At 68.4% G+C, this 12999-nt stretch carries 14 protein-coding genes and 1 pseudogene; 9 read left to right on the forward strand and 6 right to left on the reverse strand.

Annotated features, from left to right (window positions below):
- The first annotated feature begins 76 nt into the window (after positions 1 to 76).
- From AC1DKN_RS20055 to AC1DKN_RS20075, 5 genes are all read left to right on the forward strand, one after another.
- Complete coding sequence (locus tag AC1DKN_RS20055; RefSeq protein ID WP_476857711.1) at positions 77 to 634, forward strand: TetR/AcrR family transcriptional regulator; 558 nt, start codon at positions 77 to 79, stop codon at positions 632 to 634.
- A 302-nt stretch (positions 635 to 936) separates the two neighbouring features.
- Positions 937 to 2130 (forward strand): NAD(P)-dependent malic enzyme, encoded by a 1194-nt coding sequence (locus tag AC1DKN_RS20060; RefSeq protein WP_476872302.1) that lies wholly within the window; start codon positions 937 to 939, stop codon positions 2128 to 2130.
- Positions 2131 to 2293: 163 nt separating this feature from the next.
- Positions 2294 to 2794, forward strand: a complete 501-nt coding sequence (locus AC1DKN_RS20065) for a DUF456 domain-containing protein (protein WP_476872294.1) — start codon at positions 2294 to 2296, stop codon at positions 2792 to 2794.
- A gap of 33 nt (positions 2795 to 2827) precedes the next feature.
- Positions 2828 to 3877, forward strand: a complete 1050-nt coding sequence (locus AC1DKN_RS20070; protein WP_476872295.1) for a hypothetical protein — start codon at positions 2828 to 2830, stop codon at positions 3875 to 3877.
- An 81-nt stretch (positions 3878 to 3958) separates the two neighbouring features.
- A complete protein-coding gene (locus tag AC1DKN_RS20075) occupies positions 3959 to 4315 on the forward strand; it encodes a nuclear transport factor 2 family protein (RefSeq protein WP_028277562.1) in 357 nt (118 codons plus the stop codon).
- 21 nt (positions 4316 to 4336) lie between these two features.
- Here AC1DKN_RS20075 and AC1DKN_RS20080 read toward each other — a convergent pair whose 3' ends face one another.
- Entirely contained in the window at positions 4337 to 4999 is a 663-nt protein-coding gene (locus tag AC1DKN_RS20080; protein WP_476851449.1) for a LysE family translocator, read from the reverse strand.
- Between the two features lie 117 nt (positions 5000 to 5116).
- On the opposite strand from AC1DKN_RS20080, the gene AC1DKN_RS20085 reads away from it, so the two are divergent.
- The gene (locus AC1DKN_RS20085; protein WP_079555658.1) at positions 5117 to 5572 is read left to right on the forward strand and encodes an Lrp/AsnC family transcriptional regulator; all 456 of its coding nucleotides are present in this window, start codon (positions 5117 to 5119) and stop codon (positions 5570 to 5572) included.
- Positions 5573 to 5586: 14 nt separating this feature from the next.
- On the opposite strand, the gene AC1DKN_RS20090 is transcribed toward AC1DKN_RS20085, so the two are convergent.
- The gene (locus AC1DKN_RS20090) at positions 5587 to 6045 is read right to left on the reverse strand and encodes an Lrp/AsnC family transcriptional regulator (protein ID WP_176803545.1); all 459 of its coding nucleotides are present in this window, start codon (positions 6043 to 6045) and stop codon (positions 5587 to 5589) included.
- A 333-nt stretch (positions 6046 to 6378) separates the two neighbouring features.
- Here AC1DKN_RS20090 and gluQRS point away from each other — a divergent pair, with 333 nt between their 5' ends.
- Genes gluQRS through AC1DKN_RS20105 form a run of 3 tightly spaced genes read left to right on the forward strand, consistent with a single transcriptional unit; the run spans position 6379 to position 8999 of the window.
- Entirely contained in the window at positions 6379 to 7326 is a 948-nt protein-coding gene (gene gluQRS, locus AC1DKN_RS20095; protein ID WP_476872296.1) for a tRNA glutamyl-Q(34) synthetase GluQRS, read from the forward strand.
- 9 nt (positions 7327 to 7335) lie between these two features.
- On the forward strand, positions 7336 to 7995 hold the full coding sequence (locus AC1DKN_RS20100; RefSeq protein WP_476872297.1) for an HD domain-containing protein: 660 nt from the start codon (positions 7336 to 7338) through the stop codon (positions 7993 to 7995).
- Positions 7996 to 7997: 2 nt separating this feature from the next.
- Positions 7998 to 8999, forward strand: a complete 1002-nt coding sequence (locus AC1DKN_RS20105) for an NADP-dependent oxidoreductase (RefSeq protein WP_476872298.1) — start codon at positions 7998 to 8000, stop codon at positions 8997 to 8999.
- On the opposite strand, the gene AC1DKN_RS20110 is transcribed toward AC1DKN_RS20105, so the two are convergent.
- The 4 genes and pseudogenes from AC1DKN_RS20110 to aspA all read right to left on the reverse strand — a co-directional run.
- Positions 8989 to 9612 (reverse strand): transmembrane-type terpene cyclase, encoded by a 624-nt coding sequence (locus AC1DKN_RS20110; RefSeq protein WP_476872299.1) that lies wholly within the window; start codon positions 9610 to 9612, stop codon positions 8989 to 8991. The two genes, AC1DKN_RS20105 and AC1DKN_RS20110, sit on opposite strands and share 11 nt — an antisense overlap.
- A gap of 107 nt (positions 9613 to 9719) precedes the next feature.
- Complete coding sequence (locus tag AC1DKN_RS20115) at positions 9720 to 11036, reverse strand: ATP-binding protein (RefSeq protein ID WP_230008091.1); 1317 nt, start codon at positions 11034 to 11036, stop codon at positions 9720 to 9722.
- Between the two features lie 121 nt (positions 11037 to 11157).
- Positions 11158 to 12741, reverse strand: coding sequence for an amino acid permease (locus tag AC1DKN_RS20120; RefSeq protein ID WP_476872300.1), 1584 nt, complete (start codon positions 12739 to 12741; stop codon positions 11158 to 11160).
- 27 nt (positions 12742 to 12768) lie between these two features.
- Positions 12769 to 12999 (reverse strand): annotated as a pseudogene (gene aspA, locus AC1DKN_RS20125) (aspartate ammonia-lyase); the annotation flags it as partial.

The following is a 12999-nucleotide window of genomic DNA, read 5'->3' on the forward strand; positions in this document are numbered from 1 at the left end:
GGATCGCGCCCGGCTGCCGAGAAAAACGACCCCCGGAACGCTGCTGATGCCTGATTTTCACTCAGATCTTCCACCGATGGCCCCTCCACCCACTCTGCCCCGGCAGCGGCTCCGTTACGTGCGGATCCTAGATGTCGCCGCGGGGTTTGCCCGCAAGGGCCTGGACTCCGTGGTCCTGTCCGAGGTGGCGGCCAAGGCGGACGTGCCACTGGGGACGCTGTACCGCTACTTCCCCTCGGCCACCCAGCTGGTCCTGGCGCTGTACCGCAAGCAACTGGGCGAACTGCTCGCGGGGAGCTCGCCGGCGGCCGGCAAGGTCGCGGCCCAGGCCCTCGCGGGAGTGGTGATGGAGATCTTCCACATGCGCCTGATGCAGCCCGCCGTGGAGCAGTCCCTCAACCGGGCGGTCTACGTCAAGGACAACGACACAACGCGGCTGCTGCGCGAGATCGATGCGACGGCCGAGAAGGCAGTCACGGCGGCGTGCGGCGACCCGGCCGTGGCCCGGGTCCTGCTGCTGACGGTTACGGGCCTGGTCCAGGCCGTCCGCTGCCGCCGGCTGTCCCTCTTCGAAGCGGAGGAGGACCTGAAGAAGGCCTGTTCCCTCCTGCAGCGGACCCCGCAGGCCGCGTAACTGGTCTAGACCAGCGGCCCGGAATATGCCCTCCCGCGCGTGATCCGGGTCACATATTGTGGAGAAGAAACGTTTCACCACGGGTGGGTAACGCTCCCCGCGGGCGTAACGGGCGCGATGCCCTGTTTACCATTGCTGGACCGGAGCCGGCTGATGCCGGCAAATCGGGGAAACACCGGCGACCGCCACCTCTGGTCGCCGCCGCCCCTGCCAGACCAACTTGAGCATCCTTGCTTGAGCTTCCATGAGCCGTGCGCCCACGGTGAGCCCCAGGAGACAACGACGTGTCCACTGAAACGATCATTCCCGCCGATTCCACCTCCCCGGCTGAGGCAGTAGCCGTGCTCAGCGACGAGGAAATCTTCGCATCCCACGAGGGCGGCAAGCTGTCGATTTCCAGCACCGTCCCGCTTGCCAGCAAGCGTGACCTCTCCATCGCCTACACGCCTGGTGTCGCCCAGGTCAGCCGCGCCATCCACGCCAACCCGGAGCTCGCCAAGACGCTCACGTGGGCCCAGCGCCTCGTGGTGGTGGTCAGCGACGGCACGGCCGTGCTGGGGCTGGGCAACATTGGCGCCAGCGCCTCGCTGCCCGTGATGGAGGGCAAGTCCGCGCTGTTCAAGGCCTTCGGCGAACTCGACTCCATCCCGCTGGTCCTCAACACCACCGACGTCGACGAAATCATCGAGACCCTTGTCCGGCTGCGCCCCAGTTTCGGCGCCGTCAACCTTGAGGACATCGCCGCGCCCCGCTGCTTCGAACTCGAGGAGAAACTCATCGAGGCGCTGGACTGCCCGGTCATGCACGATGACCAGCACGGCACCGCCGTCGTCGTTCTCGCCGCCCTGACCAACGCCGCCAAGGTGACCGGCCGGACCCTCGACAGCCTGCGTGTGGTGGTCTCCGGCGCCGGGGCCGCCGGGATCGCGGTCGCCGAAATCCTGCTGACGGCCGGAATCGGCGACGTCGTCCTCCTGGACTCCCGCGGCACCATCAACAAGGACCGCGCGGACATCGCCGCCGATCCGGCCAGCAAGAAGGCCCAGCTCGCCGCCCGCAGCAACCCGCGTGGCGTGACAGGCGGCCCGGGGGAGGCGCTGCTCGGCGCCGACGTGTTCGTCGGGGTCTCCTCTTCGAAGCTGGACGAGGAGCACCTCAAGCTGATGAACCACAGCTCGATCGTGTTCGCCCTGTCGAACCCGGACCCGGAAGTCCTGCCGGAGGTCGCGAGCAAGTACGCGGCCGTCGTCGCCACCGGACGCAGCGACTTCCCGAACCAGATCAACAATGTCCTGGCCTTCCCCGGCATCTTCCGCGGCGCCCTCGACGCCGGCGCCCGCCGGATCACGCCGGCCATGAAGCTCGCCGCGGCCCGGGCCATCGCGGAACTGGCCGAGGACGACCTTTCCGCGGACTACATCGTGCCCAGCCCGCTGGATCCGCGCGTGGCCCCGGCCGTCTCCGCCGCAGTCGCCGCGGCGGTGGCCGCCGAGTAGCCGGACCGCGTCAGAAAACATCCGACACCGGACGACGACGGCGGCGCTTCCCTGAGGGGGAGCGCCGCCGCTGTCGTTCCTGGAGCCGTCCGGAAGTTAGGCGCCGGCATTCCGGGCCCGGGGCCGTCAACGGCAGCCCCGGGCCCGGCCATAGACTGGGGCCATGAACCCCGAGATTGTCGTGACAGTGCTCTGCGGCCTCGCCATCGTGGTGGGCGTTGCCGGGACGATCATTCCCGTTCTGCCCGGCAGCATCCTGATCGGGGCGAGCCTGCTTGCCTGGGCATTGTGGGGCGGCGCCGGGACCACCGGTTGGGTGGTCTTCGGGATCGGGATGCTTTTCGTTCTGGCCGGCCTGGCCGCGAGCACCGTCCTGACCGGCCGGAAGCTCAAGCAGCACAGCATCCCGAGCCGTTCCGTGGTGGTGGGCCTCGTGCTGGGCGTGGCCGGCATGTTCGTCATCCCCGTGGTGGGGCTCTTTGTGGGCTTCGCCGCCGGGCTCCTGCTCAGCGAGCTGCAGCGCACCCGCGTGTTCGGCACCGCATTGGCCTCGAGCTGGGCCGCGCTGAAGGCCACGGGCCTGGGCATGATCGTGGAATTCGGCCTCGCGTGCCTCGCCGCGAGCACCTGGGTGATCGGCCTCTGGGTGGCCTCGGCGGCCTAGCAGCGGCCTGCCGGAGCCTACTACCATGGGGGAATGAGCGCCGGACTTGGCGAATCCGCCCCCCAAATTCCTGACGGCCGCATTCCCGCTGGCCAGCTTGCTGACGGCGAAAGTCCCGACGGCCAGCGCAGGCCGTACACGGACACCCGCGACCTGACGCCCTTCCGCAAGGTAGTGGTCCGGACACCCGTCCGCGGCCTGGCCGGCACCGTGGGCGGCGCGGTGGCCGGACTCATGGCGGGCCGGGCACCCGGGACGCTGGCCGCCGAAGGCGGGGTGCCCCGGCTGGGCAGGGTAGGGGGCCGGACCTCCGCCAAGAGGATGAAAGCCGTGCACTCCGCCGTCTTCGGAAGCACCGATCCTGACCGCCTGATAACCCTGGCCCGCTCCTACCCCGGCTGGGCGGGGGTGTGCTACCTCATGGCCGGGCTGCTGGCGTACGCCCACGGCGGGCACCTGCGCGCGTCCGAACTCCTGCAGCACGGCCTGAGACTGCGGAACGAGGAGGACGCCAACCGCTACGCCGGCGAATACCTGGCCGGCGTGGTCACCAGGGTGGAGGTGGCCGAGCGGATTGAGGTTCCGGTGCTCTTCTCCGAGGAGGCCGTGTTCCTGGCGCTGTCCCATTCCCTGCGCGAGACCGGCCAGACGGAGGCGGCGCTGGCGGCGCTGGCCGGCCTGCCGCCGTCGTTGCCGCTCGCCCTGGCGCGCTGTTCGCTGGAGGCCGAGCTGGGACGCGACGTCGACGTGGTGGCAGAGACCGAGGGCCTGCTGAACGCGGACGATCTGTCCGCGGCGCTGCTGCTGGTGCGTGCCCGGTCGCTGCGCAGGCTCGGCGCCTACACCGCTTCCCGTTCGGCCCTGCAGGAAGTCCTGCGGCGCAGGAAGACTGACTTCACCCTCCGCAGCGACGCGCTGACGGACACCGCCCTGCTCCTCCTCGAGGCGGGCCGCAAGACCCTCGGCGGCCGGGACTGGCAGCGACACAAACCGGCACAGCTGGAGGCCGTGAAAGCCATCCGCAAAGACGCCGAAATGCACGAACTCTGGGACCGCGAGTACGGGCGCGCTGACGACGACTGACGGGCTTCCACGCCCGATCGCGGCCAAATCCACGTATCCACTACTCTTGCGGGCCCCTGGGGCGGGGAGTACAAACGAGGCATGAGAGATGCGGTGGAGCGCTGGATGCAGCACTACATCACAGCGTGGACGACGAACGATCCGGAGGACATCCGGGCGCTGTTTACCGAGGACGCCATTTATGCGACCAGCCCCCAGGAAGCCGAACCATGGCAGGGCCGGGACGATATCGTGGAGCACTGGCTTGCCGGGCGTGATGAGCCGGATGACTGGATGTTTGAATGGAAGCTGCTGGGGGTCGACGGCGGCCGGGCGTTTGTGCAGGGCCTGACGACGTATCGCGGCAACAGCCGGAGCTATGACAACTTGTGGGTCATCCAACTGACCGCGGACGGCCGCGCGTCGTCCTTCACCGAGTGGTACATGCAGCGCAAGTAGCCCCAGGGCGGATTCCCGCCCTCACTCGTGCGTCATGGCTGCGCTGAGGGCGGGCACGATCTGCTCGGCGAGCAGCAAGGCGCCCAGGGCCAGCATGATGATCCCGCTGGCCAGCGTCACTTGGCGCGCTGCGCCCGGCCTGGCCTGCAGCAGTTTCCGCGCCAGGAGTGCCACACAGCTGTAGATGACGCCCACGAGCAGGATGAAGGTCAGCCCGAGCAGACCCGACTGGACCGGAACCGGCCACGCGGCGTCAGGGCTCACGAACTGCGGCACCAGGGCCACGAAGAACAGCAGGCCCTTGGGGTTGATCCCGCTGATGCCCATGCCCTGGAGGAAGACCCGGAACTGGCTCGCGGGTGTGGCGGCACCGGGAGCAGCGGTGCCGGTGCTGAAGCTGGCCCCGCGCCAGGACCGCAGGGTGCTGAAGCCCAGCCACAGCAGGTAGAGGGCGCCCGCCGCGGTCAGCCAGCCCAGCACGCCGGGCATCCCGGCGAGCAGTGCCGCCAGGCCCAGCACAAGCAACGCCGTGTGGAGGGCGTAGCCCCCGCAAAGACCGGCGACGGCGGGCGCGAAGCTGCGCTGCCGGAGCCCGGCCGCGATCGAATAGGCCCAGTCGACGCCGGGGGTGCATGCCAGGGCGACGGCGACAACCAGGAAGGCGAGGAAAAGCTGGGGGTTCATGGCGGGCTCCAGGAATGCGGCACCCCGTGGCGGGTACAAGAAAAACTCTAGGCAAATTCGGCCGGGAAGTGCTCGCTTATTTACTGAAGAATCACCGCTATTGGGTAATATAATTGCGTGATTGACGCCATTGACAGAAGTATTTTGCGTTACCTCAAATCGGACGGCCGGATGACTGCCACGGCCTTGGCAGCCAAGGTGGGGTTGACCGTGGCCCCGTGCCACCGCCGGCTGCGGGATCTGGAGGCCGCCGGGATCATCCGGGGCTACCGGGCGGATATTGATCCGGCCGCGGTGGGGCTCGGTTTCGAGGCGATCGTGTTCGTGACCCTGCGCCAGGTGGACCGTTCCACCATGGAGATCTTCGAGAGCCGGGTGGCCGGCAATCCCAACATCGTCGAGGCCCAGCGGCTCTTCGGGTCGCCGGACTACCTGCTCAAGGTCATCGCGGAGGACCTGCCCTCCTACCAGCGTTTCTACGACAGTGAACTGACCTCGCTGCCCGGCGTCGAGCGACTGACGTCAACGCTGGTCATGAAGAACCTGAAGGCCAACGCCGGGCCGCCGGTCTAGACGCGTCCGCCTGCTCAGGCGCCGAGCAGTCCCGTGGTCCGGTAGGGAATGACCTCGCGCAGGAACATGCTCGTTGAGGTCCGGACGATTCCGGGACACAGCCGGATTTCCTCTGACACGCGGTAGAGATCGTCCGGGCTCTTGGCCACCACCCGGATCAGGAGATCGGTGTCGCCGGCCGGGGCGTGGCATTCGAGCACCTCAGGGATGTTGCGCAGGGCGGCGATTGCCTCGTTGAGGTGGCTCTGGTCCAGTTCCGCGCTGACCGCGGCCGCCACGCCGCGGCCCAGGGCGGACGGCAGCACCCGGCTGCTGTTCGGCCGGAGCGCGCCCGACGCCGACATCCGTTCCAGGCGGGACTGGACGGTGCCGCGGGCCAGGCCCAGCTTCTGCGCCAGCACCATGACCGGCACGCGGGGATCTTCGTCCAGCGCGGCGAGGATCCGCCGGTCCGTCGCGTCGAGCTCCTGCAAAATGACCACTTCCTGTTCGCGGTCCGGGCTGTGGTTGATCAGATTGACTACTCTGGGGCCGGTCCGTTGCACCAACTGTAGGGCTTCTGCTCAAATGGTGACAACAAGGGGACGAGGCCACCGCCACGATCCCGAAGGCTACGGACATCCCGGCACACCACCCGGACCCCGGACGAGGCTCCCGCAAGGAACCAGCCGCTGACTGACTCTTGTTCACGCATCGTCATTCCGCACAACGCACTCGCGGCAAGAGCCCCTGAGCCACCGACGCCGGATTTCCCGAAGTCATCGGTAGCTGAGGGGCTCTTGTGCTGCTCCGCATAGGCTTATCCCATGACCTCAGCTGGCCGCTTCGCCCCCAGTCCCTCCGGCGAACTGCATGTGGGCAACCTCCGGACGGCCATCCTGGCGTGGCTGTTCGCCCGGTCCGGGGGGCGGCGGTTCCTGCTGCGGGTGGAGGACCTGGACCGTGCCCGGGCCGGCGCCGAGGCCGAGCAACTCCGCGACCTGGCGGCGATCGGCGTGAACTGGGACGGCGGCGTCGTGCGCCAGACGGAGCGTGAGCACCTGTATGACGGGGCGATCGCGGAGCTGACGGCGGCCGGCCTGACCTATGAGTGCTTCTGTACCCGCCGCGAAATCCAGGAGGCCCCCTCGGCACCGCACGCTCCGCTGGGCGCCTACCCGGGAACGTGCCGGAACCTCAGCGGCGCCGAGCGCGAGGCCAAGCGGGCCGCCCGGCCGCCGGCTGTCCGGCTCCGCTCCACCGTGGCCGAGGTGACAGTGAGGGACGTGCTCCACGGCAGTTACACCGGGGTGGTCGACGACTTCGTGCTCCGGCGCAACGACGGCGTGACCGCCTACAACCTGGCCGTGGTGGTGGACGACGCCGCGCAGGGCATCGACCAGGTGGTCCGCGGCGATGACCTGCTGCCGTCCACGCCGCGGCAGGCCTATTTGGCGTCGCTGCTCAATATGCCTGTTCCGGAATATGCGCATGTGCCGCTGGTACTGAACGCCGACGGCGCCCGGCTGGCCAAGCGTGACGGCGCCGTCACGCTCGCCGACCTGGCGTTGGCCGGGGTTGGCGCGGACCTGGTCCGGGACACTTTGCTGGACTCCCTTGGCCTCCCGCCGGGCCGCCTCGACGAAGTCCTCGCCGCCTTCGACCCGGCGGCCCTGCCCCGCGAGCCCTGGGTGTGGCCCGGGGTACCGGGAGCGCACAAGGGGGCGCATCCGGGAACCGGCCTCCGGGCAGGGACGGACAGCCGCGGCGCGTAGGCTGGATTCATGACCGAGCCCGCACACGCCCAGCCCCGCTTCACCGTCGAGACAGCCAAGGTCCTGGCCGAGGTGGCCCACAACCGCCAGAAGGACAAGCTCAAGCGGCCATACCGGGAACATGTGCTCGCCGTCGGGGACGCCCTGGCGGACTTCGACGACGACATCCGGATCGCCGGGTACCTCCACGACATCGCGGAGGACACCCCGATGACGCGGCAGGCACTGCTGGACATGGGGGTCTCCGAGCGTGCCGCGGACATCATCGAGCGGGTCACTAAGCGCCTGCATGAGAATCCGGACGACTACCAGGCCGGCATCCGGTACATCGCCGAGGACCACGACGCCACGCTCGTTAAGATTGCCGACAACGCGCACAATTCGCTGCCCGAACGGGTCAAGGCGCTGGCCGAGAAGTGGCCGGACAAGCCCCCGGTCACCCGCTACGACGATGCCCGCCCGGTGCTCTACGCCGCCGTTCCTGTCGAGGAAACCCGGAAAATCCTGGCCCGGATCAATCCCTGGCTGTTGAACGAACTCGACGACATGCTCGACGAGGCGGATGACACGGACTACGAGTTCCTCTCCTATGACGCCCCGGCTGCAGCAGACGCGGAAGCTGCGCCGGGCGATGCTCCGGCCGGCGACACCGGGTCCGCGCGGGACTGAGCATGCGCGCCTACGTCCTCACACGCTACGGCGGCCCGGACGCCATGGAACTCCAGGATGTTCCGGTTCCGCAGCCCGGCCCGGGTGACGTCCGGATCAAGGTCGCCGCGGCCGGGCTGAACCCGGTGGACTTCAAGTTCCGCGGGGGCGCGCTCCGGCCCATCAGCCATGTCCGCCTGCCGATCGTTGCCGGCTGCGAACTCGCCGGGACGGTGGAAGCAATCGGACCCGGGCCCAACCGCTTTTCCATCGGCGACCGCGTCTACGCCCGGGTGGACAAGGCCAGGCTTGGAGCCTTCGCCGAGCTGGTGTGCGTGCAGCAGGAATTGGCGGCCGCCATGCCGGCGTCGCTCGGATTCGCCGAGGCCGCAGGACTGCCGCTGGCCGGGCTCACGGCGTTGCAGGCCCTCCGCGATGAACTTGCCGTGGGCCGCGGCACCCGGCTCTTCATCTCCGGCGGCGCCGGCGGGGTGGGAACACTCGCCATCCAGCTCGCGACGTATCTCGGCGCCCAGGTCACCACCACGGCATCGGCCCGCGGCGAGGCGCTGGTGCGCCGGCTGGGGGCGGACGCCGTCATCGACTACAACCGGGAGGACTTCTCCGCGGTACTGCATGATTTCGATGCGGTCCTGGACCTGGTCGGCGGCGTGACCCTCAGGGATTCCTTCCGCATTCTTAAGTCCGGCGGCAGGGTGGTATCCATCGCCGGCGTTCCCGAGCCGCTCACCGCGACGAAAGACCTGGGCTCGCCGCCGATGATCACGGCCGCGTTCTGGCTGATGAGCATGGGCATCCGCCGCCGCGCCCGGAAGGCGAAGGCCAGCTACCGTTACCTGTTCATGCACCCCAGCGGGGATGATTTGCGCACCCTGGCGGCCCTCGTCGACGCCGGCCACGTGCAGCCGGTCATGGACCGCACCTACCCGTTCGCGGACATTGGGGGAGCCCTCGCCGCGCTCGAACAGGGCCACGCCAAGGGCAAGATCGTCGTCACCCTCTAGCGGCTTCCGGTTGCCGGGCCCGCCACAGCAGGCCGATGTAGACCAGGTCAAAGACGCTGCAGAGCGCCCCCACGCCCAGGATCAGGGGCGAGTTGCCGTACCAGCCCAGCGCAATCGTGGGCGCGAGGGTGCCGACCCACTTGGCCACGGCGATCAGCAGGGTCTGGCCGCGGGTGCCGCCCCGGGCGGCGAACATGGCGATGAACAACCCGGACATCAGCAGGTTCTGCAGGAACGCCGCGTAGCGGGCCGCGTCGTCCCAGCCGAACTGGACGACGAACAGCAGCTGGACCGCGAAGGACGTCACGCCCAGCAGGAGCGCCCAGCCGATGAACAGCCGCCGCGTCACCCAGCCCGGCAGCTCGGAGCGGCCGAACTTCAGGAAGGTGTACACAATCACGACGTCGGCCAGTCCCCACGCGATATTGAAGACCCCCTGGGCGGTGATTCCCGTCGCGATGGAGCGCGTGGCGTAGATGGCCTCCCAGGCGAAATTCAGGGCCAGCGCGGCGGCCGGGATCGCGTAGCTCCGGTCCCTGAAGCCGATCCGGATGGCATCGACGTAGACCACGGTCCAGGCCAGACCGCTCACAATTGTGAGAAACAGGATCACGCTGCCTCCACTAGGCAATGACGGCTCGGCAATGACTGCAACGCGGGGTCACTTGGCGCCCATGCAGAGCCCCAACATGGGCCGCAACTGACCCCGCGTTGCTTCCCCTACACCCGGCCTAGGTCGTCGATGTCCTCCAGGAACTGCTGGTGCACTTCGGCGCTGACCGTGGTCCGGGTGTCGGCGATCGCGTCGAGGTAGTCCTGGGTGGCCGGACCCTTCCGGACGGCTTCGCGGACTGAGGCGCTGCCGCCGGACGCCGCGCCGCCGTCGTCGTACACCGCCTTTTCCAGCGCCCGCTGGGAGGCGCTGCGGGCCGCGTACTCAATGTCCGCGGGGGAGAACCCCTCGGTGCGGTCCACCAGCAGCTCGACGTCGACGTCGTCCACCACGGTGGCAGGGATGAAGCGCTGCCACATGGCCTCGCGGGCCTGGCGGTCCGGCAGACCGATCGGGATGACGTAGTCGAAGCGGCCGTGGCGCAGGAATGCGGAGTCCAGGGCGCGGATGAAGTTGGTGGCGCAGACCAGCAGCCGGCCGGGCTGTTCGCGGAAGGCCGGGATGATCTTGAGCAGTTCGTTGGTGACGCCCTGCAGGGGCGACGGCGGTTCGCCGGAGCGCTGGGAGGCGATCTCCTCCACCTCATCGATGAACACGACCGCGTGCTCGAGTTCGGCGATCTCCAGGAAGGTCTCGCGCAGCGCCCCGGCCAGCCCCTTGGGGTCTGAGGCCAGCCGGGAGGGGAAGACCTCCACGAACGGCCACTCCAGCCTGGAGGCGATGGCCTTGGCGAAGGTCGTCTTGCCCGTACCGGGCGGGCCGAAGAGGACCACCGCCCGGGGCGGCACCACCCCGTATTCGTCGGCGAGGTCGGCCTCGGCGAGGGGAAGGACCAGCCGGCGTTCCAGCAGTTCCTTCTCGTTGCGCATGCCCGCCACGTTTTCCCAGAGGTCGCGGGCCAGGATCCGGCCGCCGAGCTGGCTGAGCGGCTCGAGTTCCTGGCGCTGGACCGGGATTTTCCGCTCGAAGTAGCGCAGGTTCTTCTTCAGGGCGAAGCCGCGGCTCAGGAAGGCCTCCACCCGGGTTTCGGATTCGGGCATCAGGGCCGAGAGCTTGTTGAGCCCGTGCGGGGCCATCCGGTTCTCGACTGAGGCCAGCAGCGAGGTGCCGATGCCGCGGCCCCGGTAATCGGGCAGGGTGGCCAGGAAAACGATCCAGCCCTGGTCGTGGGCGGCGCGTCCGACGGCGGCGCCCACCACCTGCTCGCCCTGCACCGCGACGACGGCGTGGTCCTTTTCGCAGGAGGCGAGCACCTCGGAGAGGGCGTAGACCGGCTCGACGTTGGTGGCCTTGAGGGATTCCCAGAGGTGCAGGATCCCGTCAAGATCGGCCGAATGGAAATCCCTGATCCGCCAATTGGTCATGAGCTGTCTCCCGGGTGGTTCGTCGCTGAGCCATGTTGAGTCTGTCCGCTGAGCATATGCGAACCACGTGCAGGAGAGGTTGCGGGGACGTTGCGTTACGCGGACCCGGACTGCCGGGATGTTACTCCGAATCCCCGGCGGTCCCACGCACGGGTCGGTTGGCCACGAGCGGATACGGGCCGGTGAACCCGTCGCGGACGGCGGCGATCTCCAGGATGCGGTGCCGGCAGAGGCGCCAGCCGAGCATCAGCAACGGGATGATGACCGCGAGGGAGGCGATGGTCCACGTTCCGACTGGCGAGTCGAAGGCCATGAGGACCAGCACCGCCAGGAGGAAGGCCAGGGTGATCCAGCCCGTGACGGGTGCGCCCGGCATACGGAACGCGGGCCGGAGCAGTTCTCCGCGGGCTGCGAGCCGGGCGAGCTGCATCTGGCACAGGACGATCATGGCCCAGGTGCTGATGATGCCGAGCGATGCGACGTTCAGGACGATCTCGAAGGCCTCGGCCGGGACCACGGCGTTCAGGATCACGCCCAGGACAGCCACTGCGGCAGTGAGGGCGATGCCGCCGTAGGGGACACCGGACTTATTCATCCGGCCGGCGAATTTCGGCGCGGAACCGGAAATGGACATCGAGCGCATGATCCGGCCGGTGGAGTAAAGGCCTGCGTTGAGCGAGGACAGCGCCGCGGTAAGGACCACGAGGTTCATGATGGCGTCCACGCCGTCGACCCCGATGGAGCCGAAGAATGTCACGAAGGGGCTTTCGCCGGCCTTGTAGGAGCTGTAGGGCAGCAGCAGGGAGAGCAGCACGAGCGAGCCGACGTAAAACACAGCGATGCGCACGATCACCGTGTTGATGGCCCGCGGCATGATCTTTTCGGGGTTTTCGGTCTCGCCGGCGGCGGTGCCGATCAGTTCGATCGAGGCGTAGGCGAACACGACGCCCTGCATCACCACGATGGCCGGCAGCAGGCCATTGGGGAACATGCCGCCGTTGTCAGCGATGAGGCTGAAGCCGACCTCCTGCCCGGCCACGGGCGTGCCGAAGATGACGAAGTAGATGCCGACGAGCAGGAAGGACACGAGCGCCACGACCTTGATGAGCGCGAACCAGAATTCCAGCTCGCCGAACACCTTGACGCTGATCAGGTTCAGGCCCAGGACCAGGATCAGGGCCGCCAGCGCCCAGGTCCACTGCGGCACGTCCGCGATGGGCGCCCAGTATTTCTTGAAGAAGTTCATGTACAGCGCGACGGCGGTGATGTCCACGATCGCGGTCATGGCCCAGTTCAGCCAGTACAGCCAGCCGGTGACGAACGCGGCCTTCTCGCCGAAGAATTCGCGGGCGTAGGACACGAACGAGCCGGACGAGGGCCGGTGCATCACGAGTTCGCCGAGCGCGCGCAGGATCATGAAGGCGAAGAACCCGCAGACGGCATAGCTGATGATCAGGGCCGGACCGGCGGTGGCGAGCCGGCCGCCGGCGCCCATGAACAGGCCGGTGCCGATGGCGCCGCCGATCGCGATCATCTGGACCTGCCGGGGTTTCAGGCCTTTGTGGTAGCCCTGGTCCTCGGCGTGGAGCGCAGCCCCCGAGGCGTGGGCATGCGCCGGAATGGTGTGGTCGGTGACGGCGGATTGTGGCTGGGTCTGCTGTTGAGCGGGCAGTTTTTGGGCGCGGGCAGTGTCAGGAGAAGTCATGGGGGTCCTTCGGGGTTCGGAGGGGCGCTACTTGCTCAGGTTGGCCAGGCGGTGCGGGCTGAGGAGCTCGGTGAGCTGCTCGTCGGTGAGCAGGCCGTGTTCGAGGACTAGTTCCGCGACGCCCTTGCCGGTGGCGAGGGCTTCCTGGGCGATGGCCGTGGCTGTGGCGTAGCCCAGTTGCGGGTTCAGGGCGGTGACGAGGCCGATGGATTGTTCCACGGTGAGGCGAAGGTGTTCGGTGTTGGCGGTGATGCCCCG

This window comes from Arthrobacter sp. 01N444, assembly GCF_056399305.1.

What these genes read in the sequence shown, in the direction of transcription:
- AC1DKN_RS20055 (WP_476857711.1), top strand. Translation starts at nt 77, where the DNA reads ATGGCCCCTCCACCCACTCTGCCCCGGCAGCGGCTCCGTTACGTGCGG.
- AC1DKN_RS20065 (WP_476872294.1), top strand. Translation starts at nt 2,294, where the DNA reads ATGAACCCCGAGATTGTCGTGACAGTGCTCTGCGGCCTCGCCATCGTG.
- AC1DKN_RS20070 (WP_476872295.1), top strand. Translation starts at nt 2,828, where the DNA reads ATGAGCGCCGGACTTGGCGAATCCGCCCCCCAAATTCCTGACGGCCGC.
- AC1DKN_RS20075 (WP_028277562.1), top strand. Translation starts at nt 3,959, where the DNA reads ATGAGAGATGCGGTGGAGCGCTGGATGCAGCACTACATCACAGCGTGG.
- AC1DKN_RS20080 (WP_476851449.1), bottom strand. Translation starts at nt 4,999, where the DNA reads ATGAACCCCCAGCTTTTCCTCGCCTTCCTGGTTGTCGCCGTCGCCCTG.
- gluQRS (WP_476872296.1), top strand. Translation starts at nt 6,379, where the DNA reads ATGACCTCAGCTGGCCGCTTCGCCCCCAGTCCCTCCGGCGAACTGCAT.
- AC1DKN_RS20100 (WP_476872297.1), top strand. Translation starts at nt 7,336, where the DNA reads ATGACCGAGCCCGCACACGCCCAGCCCCGCTTCACCGTCGAGACAGCC.
- AC1DKN_RS20105 (WP_476872298.1), top strand. Translation starts at nt 7,998, where the DNA reads ATGCGCGCCTACGTCCTCACACGCTACGGCGGCCCGGACGCCATGGAA.
- AC1DKN_RS20115 (WP_230008091.1), bottom strand. Translation starts at nt 11,036, where the DNA reads ATGACCAATTGGCGGATCAGGGATTTCCATTCGGCCGATCTTGACGGG.
- AC1DKN_RS20120 (WP_476872300.1), bottom strand. Translation starts at nt 12,741, where the DNA reads ATGACTTCTCCTGACACTGCCCGCGCCCAAAAACTGCCCGCTCAACAG.